The organism is Tritonibacter litoralis, from assembly GCF_009496005.1.
Taxonomy (GTDB): domain Bacteria; phylum Pseudomonadota; class Alphaproteobacteria; order Rhodobacterales; family Rhodobacteraceae; genus Epibacterium; species Epibacterium litoralis.
The window spans coordinates 14,725-39,691 of the sequence record NZ_WIBF01000005.1 but is presented as its reverse complement, the minus strand read 5'-3'; the positions used below and the strand labels follow the sequence as shown (position 1 = coordinate 39,691).

26 protein-coding genes are annotated in these 24,967 nt (G+C 59.0%); 10 read left to right on the top strand and 16 right to left on the bottom strand.

Annotated elements, in window-relative coordinates:
* The first annotated feature begins 41 nt into the window (after positions 1-41).
* Positions 42-866: a protein-disulfide reductase DsbD domain-containing protein gene (locus GFB49_RS09780; RefSeq protein ID WP_153215689.1), complete on the top strand. Its 825-nt coding sequence runs from the start codon at positions 42-44 to the stop codon at positions 864-866.
* Positions 863-1,312: an NUDIX hydrolase gene (locus tag GFB49_RS09775; RefSeq protein ID WP_153215688.1), complete on the top strand. Its 450-nt coding sequence runs from the start codon at positions 863-865 to the stop codon at positions 1,310-1,312. Before GFB49_RS09780 ends, GFB49_RS09775 begins: the two co-directional genes overlap by 4 nt.
* Here GFB49_RS09775 and GFB49_RS09770 read toward each other — a convergent pair.
* The 5 genes from GFB49_RS09770 to GFB49_RS09750 form a co-directional block, all read right to left on the bottom strand.
* Positions 1,285-4,668 carry an efflux RND transporter permease subunit gene (locus tag GFB49_RS09770; RefSeq protein ID WP_153215687.1) on the bottom strand — a complete coding sequence of 1,128 codons (3,384 nt, stop codon included), beginning with the start codon at positions 4,666-4,668 and terminating at the stop codon, positions 1,285-1,287. The two genes, GFB49_RS09775 and GFB49_RS09770, sit on opposite strands and share 28 nt — an antisense overlap.
* Before the next feature lie 3 nt (positions 4,669-4,671).
* A complete protein-coding gene (locus GFB49_RS09765) occupies positions 4,672-6,126 on the bottom strand; it encodes an efflux RND transporter periplasmic adaptor subunit (protein ID WP_153215686.1) in 1,455 nt (484 codons plus the stop codon).
* Positions 6,127-6,228: 102 nt separating this feature from the next.
* On the bottom strand, positions 6,229-6,771 hold the full coding sequence (gene moaB, locus GFB49_RS09760) for a molybdenum cofactor biosynthesis protein B (RefSeq protein WP_153215685.1): 543 nt from the start codon (positions 6,769-6,771) through the stop codon (positions 6,229-6,231).
* A 5-nt stretch (positions 6,772-6,776) separates the two neighbouring features.
* Positions 6,777-7,406, bottom strand: coding sequence for a LysE family translocator (locus tag GFB49_RS09755; RefSeq protein WP_153215684.1), 630 nt, complete (start codon positions 7,404-7,406; stop codon positions 6,777-6,779).
* Between the two features lie 4 nt (positions 7,407-7,410).
* Positions 7,411-8,172, bottom strand: a complete 762-nt coding sequence (locus tag GFB49_RS09750) for a uracil-DNA glycosylase (protein ID WP_153215683.1) — start codon at positions 8,170-8,172, stop codon at positions 7,411-7,413.
* Positions 8,173-8,378: 206 nt separating this feature from the next.
* On the opposite strand from GFB49_RS09750, the gene GFB49_RS09745 reads away from it, so the two are divergent.
* The 5 genes from GFB49_RS09745 (at position 8,379) to GFB49_RS09725 (ending at position 12,593) form a co-directional block, all read left to right on the top strand.
* The gene (locus GFB49_RS09745) at positions 8,379-9,344 is read left to right on the top strand and encodes an aspartate carbamoyltransferase catalytic subunit (protein WP_153215682.1); all 966 of its coding nucleotides are present in this window, start codon (positions 8,379-8,381) and stop codon (positions 9,342-9,344) included.
* 3 nt (positions 9,345-9,347) lie between these two features.
* Positions 9,348-9,911, top strand: a complete 564-nt coding sequence (locus tag GFB49_RS09740) for a hypothetical protein (protein WP_153215681.1) — start codon at positions 9,348-9,350, stop codon at positions 9,909-9,911.
* A 26-nt stretch (positions 9,912-9,937) separates the two neighbouring features.
* Positions 9,938-11,215, top strand: coding sequence for a dihydroorotase (pyrC, locus tag GFB49_RS09735; RefSeq protein WP_153215680.1), 1,278 nt, complete (start codon positions 9,938-9,940; stop codon positions 11,213-11,215).
* A gap of 3 nt (positions 11,216-11,218) precedes the next feature.
* Positions 11,219-11,824: a glycerol-3-phosphate 1-O-acyltransferase PlsY gene (gene plsY / locus GFB49_RS09730; RefSeq protein WP_153215679.1), complete on the top strand. Its 606-nt coding sequence runs from the start codon at positions 11,219-11,221 to the stop codon at positions 11,822-11,824.
* Positions 11,825-12,116: 292 nt separating this feature from the next.
* Positions 12,117-12,593, top strand: a complete 477-nt coding sequence (locus GFB49_RS09725; RefSeq protein WP_153215678.1) for a YHS domain-containing (seleno)protein — start codon at positions 12,117-12,119, stop codon at positions 12,591-12,593.
* Positions 12,594-12,914: 321 nt separating this feature from the next.
* Here the strand turns inward: GFB49_RS09725 and GFB49_RS09720 are convergent, their stop codons facing one another.
* The 4 genes from GFB49_RS09720 to GFB49_RS09705 are packed head-to-tail and all read right to left on the bottom strand — an operon-like array spanning position 12,915 to position 16,456.
* Positions 12,915-14,285, bottom strand: a complete 1,371-nt coding sequence (locus GFB49_RS09720; RefSeq protein ID WP_153215677.1) for a glutamate--cysteine ligase — start codon at positions 14,283-14,285, stop codon at positions 12,915-12,917.
* Between the two features lie 59 nt (positions 14,286-14,344).
* Positions 14,345-14,872 carry a hypothetical protein gene (locus tag GFB49_RS09715; RefSeq protein ID WP_153215676.1) on the bottom strand — a complete coding sequence of 176 codons (528 nt, stop codon included), beginning with the start codon at positions 14,870-14,872 and terminating at the stop codon, positions 14,345-14,347.
* Positions 14,869-15,729, bottom strand: a complete 861-nt coding sequence (locus tag GFB49_RS09710) for a GNAT family N-acetyltransferase (protein ID WP_153215675.1) — start codon at positions 15,727-15,729, stop codon at positions 14,869-14,871. The genes GFB49_RS09715 and GFB49_RS09710 overlap by 4 nt, the downstream gene beginning before the upstream one ends.
* Before the next feature lies 1 nt (position 15,730).
* A complete protein-coding gene (locus GFB49_RS09705; protein ID WP_153215674.1) occupies positions 15,731-16,456 on the bottom strand; it encodes a 16S rRNA (uracil(1498)-N(3))-methyltransferase in 726 nt (241 codons plus the stop codon).
* A 12-nt stretch (positions 16,457-16,468) separates the two neighbouring features.
* On the opposite strand from GFB49_RS09705, the gene ubiA reads away from it, so the two are divergent.
* From ubiA to GFB49_RS09690, 3 genes are read left to right on the top strand one after another with little or no spacing between them, the layout of a single operon-like run.
* A complete protein-coding gene (gene ubiA, locus GFB49_RS09700) occupies positions 16,469-17,431 on the top strand; it encodes a 4-hydroxybenzoate octaprenyltransferase (RefSeq protein ID WP_153215673.1) in 963 nt (320 codons plus the stop codon).
* A gap of 60 nt (positions 17,432-17,491) precedes the next feature.
* Entirely contained in the window at positions 17,492-19,390 is a 1,899-nt protein-coding gene (locus GFB49_RS09695; RefSeq protein WP_153215672.1) for an OmpA family protein, read from the top strand.
* Positions 19,387-19,701, top strand: a complete 315-nt coding sequence (locus GFB49_RS09690; protein ID WP_153215671.1) for a hypothetical protein — start codon at positions 19,387-19,389, stop codon at positions 19,699-19,701. The genes GFB49_RS09695 and GFB49_RS09690 overlap by 4 nt, the downstream gene beginning before the upstream one ends.
* A gap of 25 nt (positions 19,702-19,726) precedes the next feature.
* On the opposite strand, the gene GFB49_RS09685 is transcribed toward GFB49_RS09690, so the two are convergent.
* The 7 genes from GFB49_RS09685 to uvrC all read right to left on the bottom strand — a co-directional run bounded on the left by GFB49_RS09685 (position 19,727) and on the right by uvrC (position 24,643).
* On the bottom strand, positions 19,727-20,188 hold the full coding sequence (locus GFB49_RS09685) for a GAF domain-containing protein (protein ID WP_153215670.1): 462 nt from the start codon (positions 20,186-20,188) through the stop codon (positions 19,727-19,729).
* A gap of 129 nt (positions 20,189-20,317) precedes the next feature.
* Positions 20,318-20,764 (bottom strand): molybdenum cofactor biosynthesis protein MoaE, encoded by a 447-nt coding sequence (locus GFB49_RS09680; RefSeq protein ID WP_153215669.1) that lies wholly within the window; start codon positions 20,762-20,764, stop codon positions 20,318-20,320.
* Positions 20,765-20,767: 3 nt separating this feature from the next.
* On the bottom strand, positions 20,768-21,013 hold the full coding sequence (gene moaD, locus GFB49_RS09675) for a molybdopterin converting factor subunit 1 (protein WP_153215668.1): 246 nt from the start codon (positions 21,011-21,013) through the stop codon (positions 20,768-20,770).
* The gene (gene pgsA, locus GFB49_RS09670) at positions 21,013-21,684 is read right to left on the bottom strand and encodes a CDP-diacylglycerol--glycerol-3-phosphate 3-phosphatidyltransferase (RefSeq protein WP_153215667.1); all 672 of its coding nucleotides are present in this window, start codon (positions 21,682-21,684) and stop codon (positions 21,013-21,015) included. Before pgsA ends, moaD begins: the two co-directional genes overlap by 1 nt.
* A gap of 92 nt (positions 21,685-21,776) precedes the next feature.
* Positions 21,777-21,899, bottom strand: coding sequence for a hypothetical protein (locus GFB49_RS21380; protein ID WP_281347153.1), 123 nt, complete (start codon positions 21,897-21,899; stop codon positions 21,777-21,779).
* Between the two features lie 167 nt (positions 21,900-22,066).
* Entirely contained in the window at positions 22,067-22,678 is a 612-nt protein-coding gene (locus GFB49_RS09665) for a DUF922 domain-containing protein (RefSeq protein ID WP_153215666.1), read from the bottom strand.
* A gap of 72 nt (positions 22,679-22,750) precedes the next feature.
* Positions 22,751-24,643 (bottom strand): excinuclease ABC subunit UvrC, encoded by a 1,893-nt coding sequence (gene uvrC, locus GFB49_RS09660; RefSeq protein ID WP_153215665.1) that lies wholly within the window; start codon positions 24,641-24,643, stop codon positions 22,751-22,753.
* Between the last annotated feature and the right edge of the window lie 324 nt (positions 24,644-24,967).

The following is a 24,967-nucleotide window of genomic DNA, read 5'->3' as shown; positions in this document are numbered from 1 at the left end:
CCAGCTTGGAATCTTAACCAATTGGGCGCATGTAGTAAGACATGATGAAATTTAACGCCTCCGCCTGTTTTGCCCTTGCCGCCGCGCTGACCCTGTCAGTGGCGGGATCCATGACCGCCGCCCAAAACCTGCCAGATGATCTGGTGCAATTGGATGTGCTGGATGGCGGCACAACGCGCAATGGGACTGTCATGGGGGCACTGCGGGTAACCCTGTCTGACGGGTGGAAGACCTATTGGCGCACGCCCGGCGACGCAGGCATCCCGCCGCAGTTCTCCTGGAAGGGGTCGCAAAATGTGGCCGATGTCAAAATCACCTGGCCCGCGCCGGAGGTGTTCTTGACCTCAGGCTACCGGACGCTTGGGTATCATGACCAAATGGTCCTACCGGTTGAAATTACGCCCAAATCGCAGGGCAAGCCGGTCCGTCTGCAAGGGCGTATGGGTATCGGCATCTGCCGCGAAGTCTGCGTGCCGTCTGAGCTGAGTTTTGATCACACGCTGGATAGCTCAGCCAAGCGCAACCCTGCCATTGTTGCAGCCCTGGCCAGCCGCCCGTTTTCGGCGCGCGAAGGGGGGGTGACCGCCGCCACATGTAGCCTGGCACCCACGCAATATGGGATGAAGGTCACCGCCCGTATCACCATGCCCTCTGCCGGTGGGAGTGAGATTGCGGTGATTGAACCCGGCTCGCCCTATTTGCAGGCTGGCGACACCGAAGCCCGTCGCGAGGGGCGTGATCTGGTGGCTGAAACCGAATTCTTCAGCGTGGATGACGGGCTGATTTCAATCGATCGGTCGGCGGTGCGGATCACCGTGCTTGGCAACAGCCACGCGGTGGACATCCAGGGCTGCACAACCGGATGAGCCCGGCACAACGACCTGTTTTGGGGGCCATCGCGGCGGTTTGCCATGTGATCGACGGGCGCGCGCATGTCTTGCTGGTGCAGCGCGGCAAAGAACCCAATCGCGGAGCCTGGGGATTTCCCGGCGGCCATGTGGAACGTGGTGAAGTGATTGTGGCAGCGGCATTACGGGAGCTGCACGAGGAAACCAGCATCACCGCCAAGCCCTTGGAAACCCTGCCGCCGCTGGATGTGATTGAGCGGAACGCGCAGGGCGATGTCACCTTGCACTATGTGCTGGGCGCGGTTCTCTGTGCTTATGAAACCGGCACTCCAACCGCGCTGGATGATGCAGCGGATGTGCGTTGGGTACCGGTTGATGATATCGAGACTTTGGGTTTGGACCTTTTACACCAAGTGGCCGAGGTCGCCCGTAAAGCTCAGGCGCGAATTCTTTTGAACGCGTAAGTTAAGCTTCCCACGGCGTAGCCAATCGCGCTGACACCTGCGGCACCGGTCACAAACACGCCCAGTGCAAGGACCATGGGGGCTGTTTCGGCCCCGGGAAGCGCGGCGAAGGGGGGCCAAAGTGCGCCCGACACCATGACCCATCCCAGTGTCACGGCAAACAACGCCATTTGGGCGGCCAGCACGCCGACCATCAGCGGACGCAGGCGTGACGTCGAAAATCCCCGGCGCATGGCTGTGCGAATACGTTGGACATCTTCCTGAATGGCAATCAACGCAGGCACCACCAACAACACCAGCACCATGCCAAAGCCAAGCCCGTAAACCAGCGTGATCACTGTCGGTTTCAAGAACTGCGCCTGCTGTGAGCCCTCATACAGCAAGGGAGCCAGCCCCAAGACAGTGGTCAATGTGGTCAGCAAAACCGGGCGCAGACGATCCGCCGCCCCGTCGATGATCGAAGGTCGAAGCCCCCGCGCTTCGGCGTATTCATCGATGGTTGAGACCAAGACAATGGAATCATTGATAATAATCCCCGTCATTCCCAACAGCCCCACAACGGTGAACATCGACAGCGGCACTTCCCAGATGTAATGCCCCCAGATCGTCCCGACGAGGCCAAAGGGGATGATCGCCATCACCACAAATGGGCGCGTCCAGCTGCCAAAAATCCAGGCAAGCACAAGGTAAATACCGGTCAGAACCAGGATCAACGCGTTGCGCGCATCGGTCAGGAAGGTGTCTTCCTGCTCGCTGAGGCCCGCCAGCTGCCAGGCCACCTGCCGGGTGCTGGCGATTTGCGGCAGGATCTCTTGTTCCAGCTGTTCGATGATTTCGGCGGCGCGGGTGGGGTCGTCCTCTGAGATGTCACCGGTGACGCTGAGCACGCGCAGACCATTTTCACGCTGCACTGTGGAAAAGCCGCTGCGCTGGGTGACAGAGACGATATCAGCCAAGGGCACATAGGCACCGCCCGGTGTGCGCAATTGCATGGTTTCAAGGAAATCCGCCGACAGCTCTCCCTCCGGCAGCTCCACCCGGATTTCCGCATTTCGTGGACCATCCGGATAGGTCGCGGCCTCGATCCCGCCCAGCCGCGCGCGCAACACACGGCCCAAAGCGTCAATCGAAAATTCCAGCGCCTCCCCTTGGGGGGTCAGCTCCAACACCAGCTCTTCTTTGTCATAGGCCAGCGTGTCTTCTACGGCTGACACTTCACCAAAGACAGACACCGCCGTTTTCAGATCTTCGGCTGCGGCTTTCAACACATCCAGATCACTGCCGTAGAACTGCACATCCAGCGCATCCCCACCGGGGCCGGACCGCCAACCGCGAAAGGAGACAATCTCGGCCATCGGGTGGCGCTGCACCTTGTCCTGCAGCTCTCCGACAAAGGCAAAGGAGGAATAGGGCCGCTGATCCGCGTCAATCAATTCAATCGAGATACCGCCCAACAGATCGGCGTCTTTGCTGTCCACTCCGCCAAGGCCCCGGCCCGCATTGCCGCCGACCTCAGCCATGACAAAGACCAGCGGGTTGGTGCCGTAACGTTCTTCGTACTCTTTGCCCAAAGCCTCGGTCGCGCGTTGCATTTCCTGCATCATCTCAAAGGAATCTGCGCGGCTTGCCCCTTCGACCATGGCAAAGTTGCCCGTGACCGAGCCCCGTTCGGGCGCGTTAAAGAAGCGCCAGCGCACATCACCGTTGATAAACAGCACCATCTGGGTGGCCAGCAAAAGAACCGCGCCAGCCAGAACCACATAGCGCGCCTGTACCACCAGCCCCATCAGCGGGCGGAACAGGTTTTTGCGGCACCAGACAAAGCCCTTGTTGACCATGCGGTTGGGGTATTCATACCAATTGCCCTGATTTGCATGGGCCAGCGCGTGGGCCATGTGGTTGGGCAGGATCAGGAAACACTCCACCAAAGACGCCGCCAGGACGGCAATCACGGTCAGGGGGATGTCACGGATCAACTCGCCAAAGCGGCCGCTGATATTGGTGAGGCCAAAGAAGGCAATAATTGTGGTTATGGCCGCGGCAATCACAGGCAGGGCCATGCGACGGGCAGCATTTTCCGCGGCTTGTTTGGGGCTTTCTCCCAGCCGACGCACGCGGAAATCTGCGTGTTCACCCACAACGATGGCGTCGTCCACCACAATGCCCAGGGTGATGATCAGACCAAAGAGGCTGACCATATTGATCGTCAACCCCGCTGCATACATCACGGCAACCGCCGCAAACATGGCCGCGGGAATCCCCGCTGCCACCCAAAAGGCGATACGCGCGTTCAGGAACAAAAACAGCAGCAGCACGACTAGGCCAAGTCCCATCAGACCGTTGTCCAAGAGGATGTTCAATCGGCCCGAGATCGCCTCGGCCCGGGTGCGGATCAACTGGGCCGTCACACCTTGGGGCAAGGTTTCCTGAAAGGCGTCGACCGTTTCCTGTACGGTTTTCTGCACCCGGATCGCGTCACCCTGATTGGAGCGGTCAACGCGGATCGACATGGCGCGGTGGTCGCCGACAAAATAGGCCCGCTCACGCGCAACACCTTCGACAACCACCGTGGCCACATCTCCCACCCGCAGGACGGAGCCATCCGGGTTGACGCGAATGGCGACCTCCATCAGCTCTTCGGGGCTACGGCGAGCGTTGCCCGCGCGAACACGCGCGTTGGCGCTTTCAACCTCGCCCGCTGGGTTGGCATCCGCTTCGGCAGCCACTGCATTGGCGATCTGGGCCATGGTGACATCATTGGCGATCAGCTGGGCCGAAGGCACCTCGACAATGGTCCGTGGTGCGGCCAGACCGCGAATTGTGGTCCGCGTGACCCCCACGTCAAAAAGACGTACCACCAGTTCATCGGCAAAAAGCGCCAGCTGTTCCGGATCTACCGGCCCCTCGATCACAACATCCGTGACCCGATCCCGCCAAGCGCCGCGCCGCACGGTGGGCTCGTCAGCCTCTTCGGGCAAGGTGGTGATGGCATCCACGGTGCTTTGCACCTCATCCGTGGCCTGTGCCATGTCGCGGCCCGGCTCAAACTCCATCCGGATGGTTGCGCTGCCCTCGCGTGAGGTGGACTCTGTGCTTTCAACACCTTCCACGGCCAGCAAAGCAGGTTCCAACGCCTGAACAATGGCGGCATCCACATCTTCGGGGCCCGCATCATCCCAGGTGACCGAAACGCTGACGCTTTCGAGGATGACATCGGGAAAAAACTGCGCCCGCATGTTTGGAATCGCCGCCGCCCCCAGAACCAGCAGCACAACCAGCAATAGGTTGGCCGCCGTCTTGTGACGGGTGAAATAGGACAGAATGCCTTGGGCGCGTTCCGGCAGATCGCGGGCCATGGGTTACCCTCCCATCCGGGATTCAATCCGGTCGACCAGCGCCGCTGGCACCTGGGTCTGTTCCAACTGGCCTAACATCTGTTTCTTGGCGGCGTCCGGCATGCGGCTGTTGCCTTCGACAAAAGACACCAAACGCGCCCGTCGATCAGCGCTGAGTTCGATCAGTTCAGGCGCAGCGGGCGCCGCAGCCTCGGGCCGCAACGGTGTGACCCGGATGCCCGCCCCCAATAATGGCGTGCGACCTGTCACAATCTCGCGCCCCACAAGACCTGCTCCCCGGATCAGCACATCATCGCCCTGACGACGCAGCAGCTCAACCTTCAGAACTTCAAGCCGACTGTCCTCCCCCAGAACCAAGACAGCGCCATCCGACCCATAGGCCGAAGCCGCCACCCGGACGACCCCGTTAATCGCAGGTTCCTGTACGGTTACCGTCACAAAATCATTTGGCTTTATCCCGGTGGCGCGATCCAAACGGGCATAGATCAATCGCCCACTTTGGCCGCCCCCTGCCGCACCGCTGTCGCGCGAGATCACACCCTGTGCTTCCAAATCCGCGCCGGTTGCATCCAGACGCGCGGTCACCGGCAAGGGCTGCAGACGTCCGTTTTCATCCAACAGCCGCGCATATTGCACGGTTGAGACGCGGAAAGCCACTTCCAACTGGCTGGGGTCAACAAGGTCGGCGAGCTTTTCATTGGCCGACACCAGTCGCCCTTTGACCAAAGAGACCTGTTCCAACGTGCCCGCAAACTCAGCCACCACCGTCATATCCGCCAGATCACGCCGTGCAATATCCACGTCGATCTCAGCGCGCGACTGCCGGGTGGCCGCCTGATCCACCCGCGCTTCGGCCTGGCTCAGCGCCTGGCGGCGGGTGATCACAGATTGCCGCGCCTGGGCTGCAATCAGCTCGGCCTCTTCCACCGCGGCTGCGGTGCCTACGCCGCGTGATTGCAGATCTGATTGTCGTTGAAACGCCCGCGTGCGCAGCTCCGCCTGTTCCATGGCCGCTGCCAGCTCGTCCCGCGCCAAAGACAGCGCCCGGTTGGCATCCCGCGCTTCGGCTACAGCATCCATCTGATCGGCAATGGCGCTGGACAGGGTTGCACGCGCATCAGCGGGATCAAGCTCAACCAAAACCTCGTCCGCGGCCACACTGCCGCCTTCAACAAAAGCCTCTGACAGGGACACAACCCGCCCGCCCACAGGCACCCGTAGCTCCAGGCGGCGGCGGCTTTGCACCCGTCCATAGGCCACAAGTTCCGGATGTTCCTCACTTAGGCTTGCGGTCACCACATGAACCGAGAACTCCCGCTCGCGCGCCGGGCGCTGGCGGGGATCTTCGTTCAAATAGGCCTCGACCGCGAGGAAGACCATCTGCCCGGCATAGGCCAGCAATCCCACTGCCAGAGCAGTGAAAAAGAGGCCCGCCAGGCTTTGCCGCAGAAAGCGCATCCCAAGATCCTTTTTGGCATTCGATGCAGGAATATCACCGAAATCGCTCAGCAAAGTTTATCAACTCTACCGGTCTGTTACGAGCTTTCACGCAGAAGTGGATCACTTCCGTCGCAAATGTTCGTCCAATCTGGGCATAATCTCAACGAAGTTACAGGGCAAATGTCTGTAATCAAGCTGTTTTGACAGGATTTCATCCCAACCATCTTTGCAGGCACCCGGGCTGCCTGGCAGCGCAAAAAGATATGTCGTACCCGCAACGCCACCTGTGGCACGTGATTGCACCGCAGAGGTACCGATTTTCTGCATCGACACCATGGTGAAGACGGTGCCAAAGGCCTCGATCTCTTTTTCATAGACATCGCGGTGCGCTTCAACGGTGACATCCCGCCCGGTGAGGCCCGTGCCGCCGGTGGAAATCACCACATCGATGCCCTCATCGGCAACCCAAGCCCGCAGCTGTTCGGCAATCTCGCCGCGTTCATCCCGCAGGATCTTACGCTCTGCAAGAATATGGCCAGCGCTGACCAGCCGATCCACCAGAACCTGACCCGAACGGTCATCCTCAAGGCTGCGGCTGTCAGAGACCGTCAAAATGGCGATCCGCACCGGAATAAATTCTTTGGTCTCGTCTATGCGGGACATGGGATTTAAATCCTTTCCATAATGGCCAGGCGCACGGCAAGGGCTGCAAAAATGCCCCCAGTCATCCGTTCCAGCCAGACCGACGCGCCAGAGCCCGTCGCAAATGCACGCCCCAGCCGTCCGGCCATCATCCCAACGCTGCCGTTCACCAACAGCCCCCCACATGAGATGATCGCCCCCAACAGCAGGAACTGCCCCAATATGGACCCGGCCTCGACCGAGATGAACTGCGGCAAAAACGCCAGAACGAACAAAATCACCTTTGGATTGGTGAGGTTCACCATAAGCCCGCTGCGAAAAGCCGCCCCCTGCAGGGCAGCGCCCGTTGGCAGATCCGTCTGCGCCTTGGGCTGCGCGCGCAGTGCGCCCCACGCAAGATACAGAAGATACGCCACGCCCAGCCAGCGGATCACCTCAAACACCACCGGTACGCGCGCGACCAAAGCGCCAAGCCCAAGCCCCGCCAGTGTGACGTGGATCATGCCGCCAACCGCGACACCCGCGCTCGCGAGCCAAGCGGCGCGCGGTCCGGCGCGCATACCTTGCCCAATGCAAAACAGCATATCCGCACCGGGTGTGACATTCAGCGCCAAAGCCGCGGGCACAAAGGCCAGCAAGGTCATCCATTCAATCATCGGTTCACTGCGCCTTTAGCCGCTGTTTCAATTCCAACAGATCCGCCCAAGCCTGCCGTTTCTGCTGCGGCTGCCGCAACAGAAACGCCGGGTGGAACATGGGCATCACCGGTTTCCCCCAGGCTTGATCCCATGTCCCCCGCAACCGGGTAATGCCCCGCCGCCCCAGGACAGCCTGACAGCTGATATTGCCCATCAGGACCAGCACATCCGGCTTGGCCAAAGCCACGTGACGTTCCAGAAACGGCAACATCATCGCCATCTCAGCTGCTTCGGGATCCCGGTTCTGCGGCGGGCGCCAGGGCAGAACATTGGTGATATAGACATTTTCAGCCCGGTTCAGATCGATCGCTGCCAGCATTTTGTCCAGCAATTGACCCGCGCGGCCTACAAAGGGTTTGCCCTGCAGATCCTCTTCCCGACCCGGCGCTTCGCCGATAATCATCACCCGCGCCCCGGCCTGCCCGTCAGAAAACACAAGGTTGCGCGCGCCGCGTTTCAATGCGCAATGCTCAAATCCGGCCATAATCTCTCGCAGCGCAGCCAGGCTTGCGGCCCCGGCTGCAGCTGTCTTTGCCTCAGCAACCGGATCAACTTCCTTGGGCTTGATGATCTGCGGTGCAGCATTGGCCTTTGCTGGCTTGGGGGCTGCCTGCTGTAAACCATAGCGATCCACCGGCGCGTCGCAGACCGCATCCGTCGCGCCCAGCTCTACCTGCCACTCCAACAGCGCTTTGGCGCTCCAATAATCCAATGCCGATTCCATACCCCAAGCTAACGCGCTGCGCCGGTGAACAAAACCACCCTGCCTTTCATCTTTTCCCAAATACTTCCGCCGGAGGCATCTCCGGCCTGCGGCAAACGCACAGCGCCCGGATGGAACATCTTGCCCCACCTCTTGCGCCCTCCTATAAGTGCCGCCAAATCCGCCGTTCCTGACCCTGTTCGGCGCTTGTTTCTGGGAGACTGCCGATGTCCGATGCGCCCAAGTATTTCCGTCAGAACCATCTTTTGGGAATTGAGCCGCTGCATCCGTTGGAAATCACCGAAATCCTGGACCTCGCAGACCGCTACGCCGATCTGAACCGCCAAGCCCAGAAACACGCAGATGCGCTGGCCGGGCTGACGCAGGTCAATATGTTCTTTGAGAACTCCACCCGCACGCAGGCGAGTTTTGAACTGGCAGGCAAACGTCTGGGCGCGGATGTGATGAATATGGCCATGCAGGCCTCGTCGATCAAAAAGGGCGAGACCCTGATCGACACGGCCATGACGCTCAACGCCATGCACCCGGATCTTCTGGTGGTGCGCCACCCGCATTCCGGCGCGGTGGATCTTTTGTCACAAAAGGTCAACTGCGCCGTTTTGAACGCAGGCGACGGCAAACATGAACACCCCACCCAGGCGCTGCTGGATGCTTTGACCATTCGCCGCGCCAAGGGCCGGTTGCACCGGCTGAACATTGCAATCTGCGGCGACATCGCCCACAGCCGGGTGGCACGATCCAATCTGATCCTGCTTGGCAAGATGGAAAACCGCATCCGCCTGATCGGCCCGCCCACTTTGGTGCCCGGCCATTTTGCCGAATTTGGCGCTGAGATCTATGATGATATGCGCGAAGGTCTGCAGGACGTGGATGTTGTCATGATGCTGCGCCTGCAAAAGGAACGTATGGACGGCGGTTTCATCCCGTCTGAGCGTGAGTATTACCATCGCTACGGGCTGGATGCGGACAAGCTGGCACTGGCCAAGCCCGACGCCATTGTCATGCATCCCGGCCCAATGAACCGCGGTGTTGAGATTGATGGCACGATCGCCGATGACATCAACCGTTCTGTCATTCAGGAACAGGTGGAAATGGGCGTTGCCGTGCGCATGGCCGCCATGGACCTTCTGGCCTGCAACCTGCGCGCCCGCCGCCAGGCAGAGGCGGCCTGATCCATGAGCGCCCCTGACCCTGCCCCTCAGGTCCCGGTGATCGAGATCCCCGCCGGGGAACATGGCAAACTGCGCCTGTTTCGCCTGAATATGCGCCCCGAACAACTGGCGTTCCTGCGGGACGAGCCCGGCGCCTTGGCGCAAATTCTGGGCGTGCCCTCGTTGGACAGGGCCCATGCGGATCTGTTTGACGTGGCCGACCTCGAAGAGCTGGGCCTTGTGGGCTATCTGACCGAGGGATGCGGTTTGGCGTCCGAAGATCTGACCGCGGATCACGACATGCTAATGGCGCTGACAGGGCCGATGCTGGTTCTCAGATCCCGTGCGTTTGGGGGCGAGGCCGTGCGGTTGACCCCCGCCGACCAGATCTCATTGATCGCGACCTTTACCGAGCCAGCCGCCAAATGGAGTGCACGCCAAGTGACATCCAACAGCGCAAAGCCGCAGCCGCACACGCCCAAGGTGCCGCCCCGCCAGGCCCGCGCCGAGGCGCGCCGCCTTGGGTTTATTTTCTTTGTGGTGGTGATGAGCCTGTTCCTGCTGGTCCTCGCCCTGCTGATCCTGTGACACCGATTTTGAAAGAGCCCCGTGACATGACGCTTTTGTTCACCAATGCCCGCCTGATCGACCCGGATGCAGGCACCGACACCACCGGGCATCTGCTGGTTGAAAACGGGCGCATCACAGCCGTTCTGGCCGCCGATGACCCGCTGCCCAAGGCCGCACAGCACGTGGATTGCGCCGGCAAATGCTTGGCGCCGGGGATTGTCGACATCGGAGTCAAGATCTGCGAGCCCGGCGAGCGTCACAAGGAAAGTTACAAGACCGCAGGGCTTGCGGCGGCAGCTGGCGGCGTGACCACAGTTGTGACCCGCCCCGACACGCTGCCTGCCATTGACACGCCGGAAACGCTGGAATTTGTGACCCGGCGCGCGCAGGCAGACGCGCCGGTCAACGTCCTGCCTATGGCAGCCCTGACCAAGGGCCGTGAGGGGCGCGAGATGGTGGAAATCGGCTTTTTGATGGACGCAGGCGCGGTGGCTTTTTCCGACTGTGACCGCGTCATCCAAAACACCAAAGTGTTCAGCCGCGCGCTAACCTATGCCAAATCCTGTGGCGCGCTGGTCATGGCCCACCCGCAGGAGCCAATCCTGAGCGTTGGCGCAGCCGCAACCTCTGGCAAGTTCTCCACCCTACGCGGCCTGCCCGCCGTCTCCCCCATGGCAGAACGCATGGGGCTGGATCGCGATATTGCCCTGCTTGAGATGACCGGCGCGGCCTATCACGCGGATCAGATCACAACAGCCCGCGCCCTGCCTGCGCTCAAACGCGCCAAAGACAACGGGCTTAATATCACCGCGGGCACCTCGATCCATCACCTGACGCTGAATGAGCTGGATGTGGCGGACTATCGCACCTTCTTTAAGGTGAAGCCGCCGCTGCGCAGTGAAGAGGACCGGCTGGCTGTGGTCGAGGCCGTGCGCTCCGGGGTGATTGACGTGATTTCGTCGATGCACACGCCGCAGGACGAAGAGAGCAAACGACTGCCCTTTGAAGAAGCCGCATCCGGCGCCGTCGGGCTCGAGACGCTTCTGCCTGCCGCACTGCGTCTGTATCATGCGGACCTGTTGGATCTGCCGACCCTGTTCCGCGCGATGTCGCTCAACCCGGCCAAACGGCTGGGGCTGGACAGCGGGCGGCTGTCTGTGGGCGCACCTGCCGACCTGGTGCTGTTTGACCCTGACACGCCCTTTGTGCTTGATCGGTTCAAACTGCGGTCCAAGTCCCAAAACACCCCATTTGATACTCAGAAAATGCAAGGCCGAGTGCAGGCTACGTTTGTCGCCGGTCGCTGCGTGTTTGAAAGGTAAGCCATGCCCCCGATTGAAACCGCTGTGACGGCCCTGCTGCTGTGGGGTGTGATTGGGTATCTCTTGGGGTCGATCCCTTTTGGTCTGCTCCTGACACGAGCCATGGGGTTGGGAAACCTGCGTGAGATCGGGTCCGGCAATATTGGCACCACAAATGTTCTGCGCACCGGCAGCAAGGCTGCCGCGGCACTGACGCTCTTTCTGGACGGCGGCAAGGGCGCGGCGGCGGTTCTCGCGGCGCGTTTTCTGGCAGGCGAGGATGCGGCGCAGCTTGCAGGGCTTATGGCCTTTGTCGGCCATTGCTTCCCGGTCTGGCTGGGGTTCAAAGGTGGCAAAGGAGTTGCAACCTTCCTGGGCTTGATGCTGGCACTTGCCTGGCCCGTTGGCATTGCATGTTGCCTCACATGGCTGTCCGCTGCAGCCCTTAGCCGGATTTCCTCAATGGGGGCGCTGGTCTCTGCCCTCTCGTCGACGCTTTGGGCGGTCGCTTTTGGTCACGGAAGCGTGATCCTTCTCACGATTTTACTCACGGTATTTGTGATTTGGCGGCACTCTGCCAACATAAAACGGCTGATGTCAGGGACTGAGCCAAAAATCGGGCAAAAATAATTCCCGGCTGTTTGCAGCTTTCCAAACTGGTCGCGCGATTGCGCGTTGACATAATAAGTATCTGATTATTAACTATAATACCGCACCCGCCCTTGGGTACACCGATCGGTTAAGGTGCGAAAATCTGGTGGTCCATGTGCATTCCTGCACAATCAAATTCAGTTGATTTGAACAAGATTTAGGCACCCCCCAATTTCTAGAGTGCGACGGCGCAACAGCGTTGTCCAACCACTCCAAACCCTGAGCATGCGTGGGCAGATCCGTCCCGCATGCACCACGAAAGGATCAGATTATGATCAACGCAAAATCCATCCTGGGCGGCATCGCATTGTCCGTTGCGGTTGCAACTTCTTCTTTGGCCGCCGGTGTTGAGTACAACGCAACCTCCACCGGTCTGGCGCTGCAGGGCTATGACCCGGTTGCTTACTTCACCGATGGCGAACCAACCAAAGGCAACTGGAAAATCACCACTTCCTATGACGATGCAACTTACCGCTTTGCGTCCGAAGAAAACAAAATTGCATTTGAAAAGAACCCTGAAGCCTACATCCCGGCCTACGGCGGCTACTGCGCATTTGGTGCAGCTATGGGCTTCAAATTTGACGGCGACCCAACCTATTGGAAAATCGTTGACGACGTTCTGTACCTGAACCTGTCCAAAGACATTCAAGAACGCTGGGAAGGCGACATCCCGGGCTTTGTTGAACGTGCGGACGTCAACTGGGAAGACATCGAAGACAAGACCCCAGAAGAGCTGCAAGCGCAATAAGCGCCAAACAGCAGGCCAAGACCACTCACGCGACAAGAGCCGCCGGCAGGATCCCTGCTGGCGGTTTTTCTCTGCCAAGCCTGAGGGCTGGCTGGGTCATGTGATCTGCGCATGGCGCTGAGTGCCGGACAGAATGCCGCGCCAGAGGCCAGCTCCCCGCTAAGCGGACAACTGGTGCGACTGTGGGTCTCCGAGACCGCCCGCTGCCACACAGAGACCATCGCCACATTCGCAGCCGTCACCAGCGCCGCAGGACCAACGCGCGCAAGAAAAAAGGGCGTCTCAGCGGCGCCCTCTTTCTGTCCTGTCACTTAATACGGATCAGTAGCTGTATTCAGCGTAGATCCGGCTCAGATCCCCATTCCAGTCGCCGTGATACCGCTCCAGCAACTCATCGGCGGGGACCTGGCCTGTTTCGACGCTTTCTTTCAGCGTATTCAGGAAATGGGTCTCATCCGGGACAAAACCGCCGGCACTTTGATAGCCACGCGCCTGCAGCCCGGAGGTCGCAATCTCCAGAACCTGCCCTGCCAGCTCTTGCATCTTGATGCCGCCAACCTCAGCTTGCAGACCTGCGACCGAGGCCTCGACACGCAGCGCTTCGCGCGTCTCTGCATCCCAGGTCTTCACCAGGTCCCAAGCCGCATCCAAGCTGGATTGATTGTACATCAGACCAACCCAGAAAGCGGGCAGCGCACAGAGGCGGCTCCAGGGGCCGCCATCTGCGCCCCGCATTTCCATGTATTTCTTGATGCGCGCCTCGGGGAAGGCCGTGGTCAGGTGATCCGCCCAATCCGACAGGGTTGGTGTCTCTCCCGGCAGCGCAGGCAGTTTGCCTTGCAAGAAGTCCCGGAAAGACATCCCCAGCGCATTAATGTATTCGCCATCGCGATAGACGAAATACATCGGCACATCCAACGCATAGTCTACATATCGCTCAAACCCCATACCGTCTTCAAAGACAAAGGGTAACATGCCGGTGCGCGCTGCATCCATGTGACGCCAGATATAGCTGCGCCAGGATTTATGGTCGTTGGGTTTGCCATCAAAGAAGGGCGAGTTGGCAAACAAAGCGGTGGCAACCGGTTGCAGCGCCAAGGCCACGCGCAGTTTCTGGACCATATCGGCCTCGGACCCGAAATCGAGGTTCACCTGAACCGTACAGGTGCGCCGCATCATCCAGCGTCCGGTGGTGCCCACGCGCTCCATGTAGTCATTCATGAGCTTGTAACGCCCTTTGGGCATCAGCGGCATTTCCTCGTGAGACCAGATCGGAGCCGCTCCCAGACCGATGAAGCCGACGCCGATTTTATCGGCGATGTCTTTCACCTCGTGCAGGTGGGTGTTCACCTCATCACAGGTCTCGTGGATGGTCTCCAGCGGTGCGCCGGACAACTCGACCGCGCCACCCGGCTCGAGGCTGACATTGGCACCATCTTTGGTCAGGCCAATCAGTTTGTCGCCTTCGGTCACCGGATCCCAGCCATAGCTGTCCCGTAACCCCTCCAACACCGCCACAATAGACCGCCGTCCTTCATAGGGCAGCGGCTTCAGCGTGTCTTTGCAATAGCCGAACTTTTCATGTTCGGTCCCGATGCGCCAATCCGCGCTCGGTTTGCAGCCCGATTCCAAATATTCTGCCAGCTGTTCGTGGCGTTCGATCGGCCCGCCGCCGGATTGAGGGATGGACATGGGGAACTCCGTCCGTTGTCTGTCTCGTTTTGCAGAAGTGGGCGGAAACGCCCAGAGTGTCAATGGAGCCTGTGATGCGCATCGCGGCTTGGCGCGCGCTCCCAGATCACGACCTGGTGAGGACCGCGACGATGTAATTCTTCAAGCATCCGCTCGGTCTTGAGCCCCGGCAGGCTGGCAAAGACATCAAACAACCCTTCGGCACCTGTTGCATTCACGGGGATCGCCACGGGGGGCTGCCCCGGTTGTTCCAAAAGCCAATGGGCCGGTTTGGCCGTGTGATCCAGCCGCAGCCGCTCCAGCTCGGATGCGGCCACCGCCCCCCCTGTGAGCGGGCCAAAATAGGCGATTTGCCCTTCATCCACCTTCACCACACCGGGGCCGCGACCGCTGAGACGAAACCGCAGACGCTGCCCGCCGATGATGGCAACAATGACCGACACCAACAGCAAGGCCCAGCCCGAGACCTGCCAGAAACCAAAAGACCAAAGGATAAGACGCAGACCAAACAAAGCCAGTGCGGCGGCTGCGATCAACTCCCGCCAGTGCCACAAGGCGGCGCGGGCTTCGGGACGAATAAAGCTCATGTGCATGGTTCCACATCAGATGTGCTAATTTTTTGCGCCTCAGAAAACAGCATCAAGGCAAAGGCGCGGGCTGGTTCAAAGCCAACCGCCTCATAGGCGCGGGATGCTGCGGCATTGGCGGAAAACAGGACCGCTTGTGTGGCACCTTGGGACCGGGCTTCTGCCAGATGCATGGCCAGAGCTTGACGCGCATGGCCTTGCCCACGCTTTTCGGACGGCGTAAAGACGCCACCGATTTGGACCACATCCTCGAACCGGGTGTTAAAACCCGTCATTGCGACCGGCTCCCCGTGGGATACCAACACCCGGTGACTGTCCTGCGTTATAAACTTTGCAATATCCCCGGCTGCCGTTTGCGTGGCCTTCTCGGCAGGTTGGCCCAGCGTTTCCATATTGTAGGCCGCGCGCCAAGCTTCCAGAAGCGGTCGATCCACCTGCGTCATGGGCAGCAAAACATCATCAGGGCGGGCGTTCAGACGCAGATCCGCCAGGTTAAGACGAAACCCTTGATCATCCCGGTCCAGCTCCATCGCGTGCCCGGTCAAGCCAGCAGCGACGACAAAGGCACGCGCCTGTTGGGCATCTCCCAGAACCCCAACGATCTTGCGATCACAAATCAGCGCAGCAGCCGTGTCCCAGCGATCAAACTCTGGTGCCTGCAACAAAACAGTGCCCGAATTGGATATCCCAAAGACACCACGCCCCTGCTCCAACACCCAAAGCCGCAGACCATAGGGCGCGTCAGATCCAAGGCCAAAGTCGCGCAGGTTGCCCAGCAGGAACATCGAGCTTTGGACATGCTCCATGAGGAAGGGGAAGACCCATTCCAAATCCTGTTCCACCGCCGGGCGCCACATCTCACCAATCTCCCAAAGCTGTCTGCCACAAGGTCAACGCTGCCACCGCCGCGGTATCGGCCCGCAAAATGCGGGGGCCAAGGCTCACAACATGCGATTGCGCAAACCCATGCAAGCGTTTCCGTTCCCCATCGGAAAAGCCACCTTCGGGACCGATCAAAATTGCCCAAGGCGCGCTGCGATGGGTGTCTGCCGCCAGCGCGAGCGCGTTGCCCACCTCGGCCTCGTCGCAGAACATCAGCTGGCGGTCCTGGGGCCAATGGTCCAGCACGCGCGCCAGTTTCTGCAGCTCTTGCACCTCAGGCACATAGGTGCCACCGCATTGTTCCGCCGCTTCCACCGCGTGGGCTTGCAATCGGTCCTGGCGGATCCGTTCTGAATTGGTGAACTCCGTCTGCACCGGCAGAATCTTCGCAGCCCCCATTTCGGTGGCCTTTTCGACAATAAAATCGGTGCGCGCCTTTTTGATCGGGGCAAACATCAACCACAGATCCGGCGGGGTTTGCAGCGGTTTGGCCTGTTCGACACAGGTCAGCAGGCCGGCGCGTTTCCCCGCCTCGGCCACGTCGCAGGTCCATTCCCCGTCCTGCCCGTTAAACAGCGCCACCTGCGCGCCCACAGTCAGCCGCATCACCCCAAAGAGGTAATGCGCCTGATCCCGGTCCAAAGGAACCGATTGCCCTGCCCCCAAAGGGTGCTCTACATACAGTCTGACTTTTGCACTCATGAGAGCTTACATATGCAAGGCAACGCCCCAACACCAGATGGTCAGGTCGCAGATGCGGTCAAAGGGAACTGGGTCGACACATATGCCCCCGAGTGGAGCCGTCCTTATCTGCGGCTCAGCCGGGCGGATCGTCCCATCGGCACCTGGCTGTTGCTGTTGCCTGCCTGGTGGTCCTTGGTGCTTGCGATGCTTTGGGATCAAAGCCCCCGGTGGGAGGATGTGTGGATCGCCATTGGGGCTGCGGCTGGGGCCTGGTTGATGCGCGGCGCAGGCTGTACATGGAATGATATCTCTGACCGCAAGTTTGACGCAGAGGTGGAGCGCACCCGTTCACGCCCCTTGCCATCGGGGCAAGTGACCGTCAAAGGCGCAGTCGTGTGGATGGTGCTGCAAACGGCGATCAGCGCCGCCATATTGCTGACGTACAACTGGGCCGCCATTGGCATGGGTGTTCTGGCCCTGCTGCCTGTCGCGATCTACCCCTTTGCCAAGCGGTTTACGTGGTGGCCGCAGGTTTTCCTGGGCATCGCCTTTAACTGGGGCGCGCTTTGGGCATGGGTGGCGCATACCGGCAGTCTGCACTGGGCACCGGTTCTGCTGTATCTGGCGGGGATCTCTTGGACCCTTTTCTATGACACGATCTATGCCCACCAGGACGCAGAAGACGACGCGTTGATTGGGGTCAAATCCACCGCACGCCTGTTTGGTGACAATACGCCCAAATGGCTGCGCCGGTTTATTGTAGCCACCGTGACGCTGATGGCACTGGCGGTATTGGCAGCGCTTGGCACTGATCGCTCACCGGTTGCGCTGGCCCTGGCTCTGGCTGCCCCATGGGCGATGGGCTGGCACCTGACCTGGCAATTGCGCGGTTTTGACATGGAAAACAACCACAGGCTTTTGAAGCTGTTTCAGCTCAACCGTGATACAGGCTTGATTCCGCTGATCTTCCTCTGTTTGGCCCTGTTCGCCTGATTGAAAACTGGCGATGACAACGGTATGACATTTGCGAACGATTAAGGGATAGAGCGAAACATGCGGCTACCATCTGTGCTGATGACCGGGGCGACCTTTGCCACGGCGGCTGCGCTCAGCCTTGTGGTGGCAGGGTTCGCCGCGACCGGAATGGAACGTGGCAGCGAAAGCGCTGTGCGCCAAGTTCTGGACGATAGCGGGTTTGGTTGGGCCGAAGTCACCGCAGATGGTCTGGCCGTCATCCTTGAAGGCACCGCGCCGGATGAGGCTGACCGATTTGCCGCAAAATCCCAGGTGGCGACGGTGGTGGATGGGTCAAGGATCATCGACCGGATGCAGATCCTGCCATCGCGCGGCATTGCGCCGCCGCAGTTCTCGGCTGAAATCCTGAGGAACGAAGCCGGGGTGTCGATCATCGGCTTGATCCCAGCTGGGTCTGACCGGGCAGAAATCATAGAGCAGATGCAGGATCTTGCTGGCACCGGGCAGGTTGCGGATTTTCTGGAACCCACGACCTATGCCGCGCCACAGGGTTGGGCAGCCGCGCTTCGGTTTGGTCTGGAAGCGCTGGAAATTCTGCCAAGTTCCAAGATCTCGGTCAAACCCGGTGCGGTGGCGATTACGGCCAATACAAACAGTCCCGAAGAAAAAGCCCGGCTGGAAAACCGTTTGACCCGCATGGCCAAAGGCGGCCTGCGCTTGGCGCTGGACCTCAAGGCGCCGCGCCCGGTGATCACACCGTTTACGTTACGGTTCACCTTGGATGAAAGCGGCGGTCGCTTTGATGCTTGTTCTGCAGACAGCGTCGAAAGCCGGACCCGGATCCTAAAAGCCGCGACCCAGGCCGGTTTGCGCGCCAAGGCGCAATGCACCATCGGAATGGGCGTGCCCTCCCCCTATTGGGCTGAGGCCGTCGAGGACAGTCTGGCCAGCCTCGCAGAATTGGGCGCTGGCACCGTGACCCTGGCCAATGCCGATATCACCCTAGCTGCAGTTCAGGGCACTGACCAAGCAGCCTTTGACCGGGTGGTCGGCCGTCTGAAAAGTGAGCTGCCCTCGGTTTTTGCCCTGCACGCCGTGTTGCCGGAACCCGAGGACGCGGAGCAGAGCACACAGCCCGATTTCACCGCAACCCTCAGCCCCGAGGGGCAGGTTTTGTTGCGCGGCCAAATCGCGGATGAGATCCAGCACGAATTGACCACCAGTTTTGCCCAGGCGCGTTTTGGCGTAGATCAGGTCCACAGCGCTGCGCGGATCAGGCAACAGCTGCCGATGGATTGGAACATCCAGGTTCTGGCCGCAATCGAGGCGCTGTCGCATCTGAACCGTGGTCTGGTTACCGTGTCACCCAAGACCATTACCGTCCGTGGTGTCAGCTTTGATCCGGATGCTTCGGCTGAGGTTGCAAAGCTCTTCTCGACGCGGCTGGGCCAAAATGCGACCTATGCGTTGGCGATCACCTACGAAGAACCGCCGCAGCCCAAAGACCAGCCGTTGACGTCCGAGGCCTGCCAGAGCCAGCTGAACCTTGTGCAAGACAGCGGCAAGATCGCGTTTGAGCCGGGCTCTGCCACCGTGGCGTCTGGCAGCAGCGCGACTTTGGATCAGGTGGCTTTGGTGCTGGAACACTGCGGTCCGGTGCAGCTGGAAATTCAGGGGCACACCGACAGCCAGGGACGGGAGAGCATGAACGAACGGCTGAGCCAATCGCGGGCTCAATCGATCCTGAACGAACTGCGCTCGCGCCGCATCCCAACGCTGACCTTTGTGGCGCGTGGGTATGGCGAAACACAACCGATCGCCGACAATGACACTGAAGAAGGGCGCGAAGCCAACCGCCGGATCGTCTTTCAAGTGTTGAATGCCGAAGAGCCCGAAACCGAAGAGCCTGCTGCCAGCAACGATGAAACCCTTGAGCCGACCCAATCCGAGGGCGACAGCGAAGGATCCAACCCATGAACCGGACCGAGTTTATTATTGTCACCGCGATCATTTTGTTCGTGGCCTTTTCCCTGGGCTGGTTTGCCAATTGGCTGGTCCACCGCTTTACCCGGGTCAAGCAAAGCGATGTGGCAGACCTGGACCGGATGAGCCAAGAGCTACATGCCGCCGAGGAGACGCGGGATCAGGCCATCAACTACTTGCAACAACGCGAGTCGGAGCTGGTGAACCAGCTCACACAGACCGATGCGGAACTGCGCGCGGCTATGGATGGTCTGCGCGATGCGCGACGCGAAGCAGAAGAGCTGCGCAGTCACCTTGGGCGGTAGATCGGGTCATTAATTCGTAAAGGTTTTACCAAGCCGTGGCTTGTTGCTCCTGCATGCCTGGTGGAGCAAGCTCGCGGCCAAGCCATTGGGCGATTGACGTGGCATCCATCCGGTTCTCTTCGGACCAGATCCTGGGCCCTGAATGCAAGACCGACAGCGCCCCAATTGCACCACCGGTCATCGCCGGGATAGGTGTCCCGAGATAAGCTGTCAGCGGCTCTGTTTTCAGCGCATCACTGAAAGCCGAAAACGTACCAAGAGGGCTGCTGACCACCGTGATCTGGCGCCTTTCACGCATCACCTGACTGCAATATGTTCCAGCTCCTGGAACGGTTATCCATTGAAGCCCGCTGTGACCTTTGGAATAAACACCAAGTTGCAGCGCACCCACAGGAGCGCCCGCTGACAGGTCCGGAACAGCAAACATGGTGTAAGGCACGTTCAATTTGTCCGAGGCCGCACACAACAACCAATGGATCTTTTGCATCTCAGCCACCTACAATTCAAAAAACACACGACAATCCGGCAGAGTGATTTAATTGTAGACGTCCACTAGCCTTCAGCAAAGAGGGTTTATGTGAACGTAAAAGGTGACTGTGATATGCTTACGATAGTTTCACCACCTCTTAAGCGCGTCTTCATCATCTTTTTTGGCCTTGACCCAATCCGCGCGGCCATCATCCAGGATTTCTTTCTTCCAGAACGGCGCGCGGGATTTGAGGTAATCCATCAAAAACTCAGCCGCCTCAAACGCATCTTTTCGGTGACGTGCCGCTGTCGCAACCATCATGATCTGATCGCCGGGTACAAGTCTGCCATACCGGTGAATGACCAAGGCATCCGTCAAAGACCAGCGGTCCATTGCCTCTGCCGCGATCTTTTCGAGCGCTTTTTGCGTCATGCCGGGGTAATGCTCGATCTCCATCACGGTCATCGCGCCCAAATCCGCATCACGCACCACGCCGGTAAAGGTCACAATTGCCCCTGCCCCTTTGGCCCCTTGGGTGAATTCGGATGTGACCGCACCGACATCAAAGGGCACGTCTTGAACTGTGACCTGCATCTGTTACCCCCCGGTCATTGGCGGGAAAAACGCAACTTCGCGCACGCCCGCCAAAGGGGCATCAAACTCGCTCAGTTCTTGATCCAAAGCCACCCGCAGCGCTGAGATATCCGCAAAGGCGGCCTCATACCGTTCTTCGCGGGCCTTTAACTCTTGGACCAGATCCATCACCGTTGCGGCTGTGGTTTCAACCTTTTCACGTGGCAGACCAATGCGTTCACGCACCCAGGCAAAATACAGAACATCCATTATGCAGGCTCCTTAAGATGGGGCATCGCCTTGCGCAGATAATCCGCGCCGGTCACAAATGTAAGGATTGCCGCAAGCCACAACAACCACAGCCCCAAGCGGCCGCTCCAGATCAGACCATCGAACATCAAACGAATGTTGAGCGTGTCTTCCACCTCTCCGGCCATGATCTGATCCACCATGGCCTGGTCCATGCCCCAGACCGACATGCCAAGGTAATGTTCAAAAATGCCACGGCTGAACAGAACCGCAATCGCTACCATCTGAACGGTGGTTTTCCATTTCGCCAGTTTTGTGACCTTGAGCGTTCCAGCGGTGTCGCCCAGATATTCACGCAGGCCCGAGACAAACACCTCGCGGAAGAGGATTACAGTGGCAGGCAACACCAGCCACGGGATCCAATTGGCATCTGAATAGCCCACGATGACCATCAGCGCGACCACCACCATAGCTTTGTCCGCAATGGGATCCAACATGGCACCGATCTTGGTCTCTTGTTTCCAGGCGCGGGCGAGATAGCCGTCAAACCAATCGGTGATGGCCGCTCCCATAAACAGCAAAAGCGCCAGCCAATCCGCCAATGGGCGCGCAAAATAGAGAAACATGATCGCCACGCCCGGCGCCGCAAGCAGCCGCAGAGTGGTCAGGATATTGGGCAGGTTCCATTTCATGTCCCCTTCCTACAGGCTGGATCCCAAAGCGAAAAGAGCCATTGACGCAGCATGGACAAAATGCCCGGCTGGCCGGAACCAATTCCAAAAGCTTAGCCCAAAACAACCAATTGGTTGTGCCCCTGATCTACGTGGGTTGTGGGCATGGTCAGAGGGGTCACCAAAACTCCAGCGACCAAAGCTGCAAGGATCGCGCAAAGAACTTCCTGTGTCATTTCGATCTCCATATACACCTGTCCGCGCTGAGTTGTGACATAGAGGGAGCGGCGCGAACGTGAACTGATTAGTAAACCTTGTGATCGGAGGTGTACAGATCAGTTAACCATAAAGCAAGTGAAATTATGAAGGGTTCCAAAATGTCATATTGCAACGCGACTCTGCGTCAGGTGATCGAAGTGTCCAACAGCGCGCCCTGCTTTTCACCGTGATGTGTCGAATGGTCAAATTTGCGGTGAATTTCGTTGAGACGTTCGCGTTCAATAAAGAAATAGTTGTGGATCACGTGCTTCAGATCTTCTTCGGCCATGGTCGCGGCATCGCGCTCTGTCTCGGCCAATCCCTTGCCACGCAGCTTGTCGATCTCCTTGGCGATCTTCTCGCTTTCCTTTTTAGCCTTCTCCACATGTTTGCCTTCATGCACCAAAGCGGAGGCATAAAACCGATACCATTCGATTGTGGCCCGTGGAGACAACCCGCTGACACTGCGTTTGGGACATTTTACCGAAGGGGTCAGAATCAGCTTTAACGACTTGATCTTGAACGTGACCTCATACCAACCGGTTTTCTTGTCGACCTTGGGCTTCCCATCTGCGGCATATTTGCCCTTGGTGATTTCTGCATCCAGGGCGGTTGTGGTCAGAAACGCCACTTTCTTGTTGTCATTGGGATCTTTGGGGCCCGATTTCTTAATGCTCTTGGCTATGTCGGCCAGGGTCTTGCCCTTCACCGAATAGGTTTCATAGGTCACGGTCTTTGTCGTCAAGGACACAGGCATCACACACACCAGAACTGGGAACACACAAGGTCCCAGCCTAACATGGGTCAGGAGATCTCCAAAATCGTTCGTTCAGTCTGCACCGTGAAAGTGGTCATAGATCCGTTCGGCCAAGGCCTCGGAAATTCCATCAACCGCTTTGAGATCCAAAAGATTCGCGCGGGTGACCGCCTTGGCGCTGCCAAAGTGTTTCAACAGCGCACGTTTGCGCGCAGCCCCAACGCCCGGCACATCATCCAGCGGGTTGGCGGCCATGGATTTTGCCCGTTTGGCCCGATGGGTGCCAATCGCAAACCGGTGTGCTTCGTCCCGCATCCGCTGGATAAAATAAAGAACCGGGTCATTGCGTTGCAGCGCAAAGGGTCGCTGGCCCAGACGGTGGAACTCTTCTTTGCCATGGTCGCGGTCGACGCCTTTGGCCACGCCAACCATCGGTATGTCCTGCACGCCGTGTTCGGCCATGATCTCTGCCACGGCGCTGACCTGTCCCGCGCCGCCGTCGATCAGCAACAGATCCGGCCACATGCCTTTGTCGCGATCCGGGTCTTCTTTCAGCAACCGAGAGAAGCGGCGGTTCAACACCTCTTTCATCATGCCAAAGTCATCGCCGGGGACCAGATCATCCCCTTTGATATTGAACTTGCGATAGGCGTTTTTCATGAACCCTTCGGGGCCTGCCACGATCATCCCGCCCACCGCATTGCTGCCTTGGATGTGAGAGTTATCATAGACCTCGATCCGGGCTGGGGGCTGTTCCAATTCAAAGGCCTCGGCAATGCCGCGCAAAAGCTTCGCCTGTGTGGCGCTTTCTGCCATCTTGCGCGCAAGGCTTTCCCGGGCGTTGCGCACTGCCCCGGCGACCAGCTCTGTCTTTTCCCCGCGCAGTGGCACCATGATGTCAACCTTGCGGCCCGCTTTCTCGGTCAGCGCCTCGGTCATAAGATCCGCATTCTCGATATCGTCAGACAGGATCAGCTGCCGCGGCGGCTCTTTGGTGGAATAGAACTGACCTACAAAGGCTTCCATCACCTCAGCCGGGGAGTTATCCGCATCAATACGCGGGTAGAAATCCTGGTTGCCCCAGTTCTGATTGGCCCGGATGAAAAACACCTGCACACAGGCCTGCCCTTTGTCGATATGCAGACCGATCACATCCGCTTCGGTCACGCCGCGCGGGTTGATCCCCTGGCTGGACTGCACCTGTGTCAATGCCTTGATCCGGTCGCGCAATGCGGCAGCCCGTTCGAACTCCATCGCCTCAGAGGCCGCCATCATCTGCTCGGCCAGTTCTTCCTGCACTTTTGTTGACCGCCCCGACAGGAACCGTTCCGCATCACGCACGCTCTGGCCATAATCCGCTTCGGAGATCAGCCCCACACAGGGTCCGGAACAGCGTTTGATCTGATACTGCAGACAAGGACGTGTACGCGTGTCAAACATGCTGTCCGAGCAGTTGCGCAGCAAAAACGCCTTTTGCAATTGGTTCAGCGTCCGGTTCACCGCGCCCGCGCTGGCGAAGGGGCCAAAGTAACTGCCCTTCTCTTTGCGTGCGCCCCGGTGTTTTTTGATTTGTGGAAATCCGTGCTCCTTACCCACCAGAATATTGGGAAAGCTTTTGTCGTCCCGCAGAAGCACATTGTATTTGGGCTTCAACTGCTTGATCAGGTTCTGCTCCAGCAGCAACGCTTCGGTTTCCGTCCGTGTGGTCAGGAACATCATCGACGCGGTGAGCGAAATCATCTTTTCGATCCGCGGACTGTTACCGGGCCGGGTGTAATTGCTGACACGCGCCTTGAGGTTACGTGCCTTGCCCACATACAGCACCCGGCTTTCCGCATCGAGCATCCTGTAGACGCCCGGCGAGCCATCCAGTGTTTTTACGTAGTCCTGAATCACCGCATACCCAGTCCGGGGCGCAGCGGCCTCTGGGCTTGGGTCAACGGGTGGGAGCGGAGTGTCATTCATAGGTCTGTCTTAGAATCCCCGCGAGCGCGCTGCAATGATCCAAACCAAAAGGCAAGCCGGAACAAGTCCACGGATCTTGGGGATAAGTCTGATGATATCTTCTGGCTATCCGCCATTTTCCCTTATTTCAGAGGGATTTTGGAGATTTGCCCAATTTTTAATCAAAACTGCAACCGTTTATTTCCAAACGAATTTTTTTGTTTAATGGACAAACCATTGGGAAGAATGGCCTTTTTGTAACGGCTACGTTACGGGAGGGTGAAATGTGTACACTTCCCTTGCAGGTTAAGCTTTTATTAACTCATTCCGGTCTTTTAAGGTGGT

What these genes read in the sequence shown, in the direction of transcription:
- GFB49_RS09745 (WP_153215682.1), top strand. Translation starts at nt 8,379, where the DNA reads ATGTCCGATGCGCCCAAGTATTTCCGTCAGAACCATCTTTTGGGAATT.
- GFB49_RS09695 (WP_153215672.1), top strand. Translation starts at nt 17,492, where the DNA reads ATGCGGCTACCATCTGTGCTGATGACCGGGGCGACCTTTGCCACGGCG.
- pgsA (WP_153215667.1), bottom strand. Translation starts at nt 21,684, where the DNA reads ATGAAATGGAACCTGCCCAATATCCTGACCACTCTGCGGCTGCTTGCG.
- uvrC (WP_153215665.1), bottom strand. Translation starts at nt 24,643, where the DNA reads ATGAATGACACTCCGCTCCCACCCGTTGACCCAAGCCCAGAGGCCGCT.
- GFB49_RS09685 (WP_153215670.1), bottom strand. Translation starts at nt 20,188, where the DNA reads ATGCAAAAGATCCATTGGTTGTTGTGTGCGGCCTCGGACAAATTGAAC.
- GFB49_RS09715 (WP_153215676.1), bottom strand. Translation starts at nt 14,872, where the DNA reads ATGAGCTTTATTCGTCCCGAAGCCCGCGCCGCCTTGTGGCACTGGCGG.
- GFB49_RS09740 (WP_153215681.1), top strand. Translation starts at nt 9,348, where the DNA reads ATGAGCGCCCCTGACCCTGCCCCTCAGGTCCCGGTGATCGAGATCCCC.
- GFB49_RS09705 (WP_153215674.1), bottom strand. Translation starts at nt 16,456, where the DNA reads ATGAGTGCAAAAGTCAGACTGTATGTAGAGCACCCTTTGGGGGCAGGG.
- pyrC (WP_153215680.1), top strand. Translation starts at nt 9,938, where the DNA reads ATGACGCTTTTGTTCACCAATGCCCGCCTGATCGACCCGGATGCAGGC.
- ubiA (WP_153215673.1), top strand. Translation starts at nt 16,469, where the DNA reads ATGCAAGGCAACGCCCCAACACCAGATGGTCAGGTCGCAGATGCGGTC.
- moaB (WP_153215685.1), bottom strand. Translation starts at nt 6,771, where the DNA reads ATGTCCCGCATAGACGAGACCAAAGAATTTATTCCGGTGCGGATCGCC.
- GFB49_RS09665 (WP_153215666.1), bottom strand. Translation starts at nt 22,678, where the DNA reads ATGCCTGTGTCCTTGACGACAAAGACCGTGACCTATGAAACCTATTCG.
- GFB49_RS21380 (WP_281347153.1), bottom strand. Translation starts at nt 21,899, where the DNA reads ATGACACAGGAAGTTCTTTGCGCGATCCTTGCAGCTTTGGTCGCTGGA.
- GFB49_RS09710 (WP_153215675.1), bottom strand. Translation starts at nt 15,729, where the DNA reads ATGTGGCGCCCGGCGGTGGAACAGGATTTGGAATGGGTCTTCCCCTTC.
- GFB49_RS09770 (WP_153215687.1), bottom strand. Translation starts at nt 4,668, where the DNA reads ATGGCCCGCGATCTGCCGGAACGCGCCCAAGGCATTCTGTCCTATTTC.
- GFB49_RS09775 (WP_153215688.1), top strand. Translation starts at nt 863, where the DNA reads ATGAGCCCGGCACAACGACCTGTTTTGGGGGCCATCGCGGCGGTTTGC.
- GFB49_RS09690 (WP_153215671.1), top strand. Translation starts at nt 19,387, where the DNA reads ATGAACCGGACCGAGTTTATTATTGTCACCGCGATCATTTTGTTCGTG.
- GFB49_RS09755 (WP_153215684.1), bottom strand. Translation starts at nt 7,406, where the DNA reads ATGATTGAATGGATGACCTTGCTGGCCTTTGTGCCCGCGGCTTTGGCG.
- GFB49_RS09765 (WP_153215686.1), bottom strand. Translation starts at nt 6,126, where the DNA reads ATGCGCTTTCTGCGGCAAAGCCTGGCGGGCCTCTTTTTCACTGCTCTG.
- moaD (WP_153215668.1), bottom strand. Translation starts at nt 21,013, where the DNA reads ATGGATGTTCTGTATTTTGCCTGGGTGCGTGAACGCATTGGTCTGCCA.
- GFB49_RS09680 (WP_153215669.1), bottom strand. Translation starts at nt 20,764, where the DNA reads ATGCAGGTCACAGTTCAAGACGTGCCCTTTGATGTCGGTGCGGTCACA.
- plsY (WP_153215679.1), top strand. Translation starts at nt 11,219, where the DNA reads ATGCCCCCGATTGAAACCGCTGTGACGGCCCTGCTGCTGTGGGGTGTG.
- GFB49_RS09750 (WP_153215683.1), bottom strand. Translation starts at nt 8,172, where the DNA reads ATGGAATCGGCATTGGATTATTGGAGCGCCAAAGCGCTGTTGGAGTGG.
- GFB49_RS09725 (WP_153215678.1), top strand. Translation starts at nt 12,117, where the DNA reads ATGATCAACGCAAAATCCATCCTGGGCGGCATCGCATTGTCCGTTGCG.
- GFB49_RS09780 (WP_153215689.1), top strand. Translation starts at nt 42, where the DNA reads ATGATGAAATTTAACGCCTCCGCCTGTTTTGCCCTTGCCGCCGCGCTG.
- GFB49_RS09720 (WP_153215677.1), bottom strand. Translation starts at nt 14,285, where the DNA reads ATGTCCATCCCTCAATCCGGCGGCGGGCCGATCGAACGCCACGAACAG.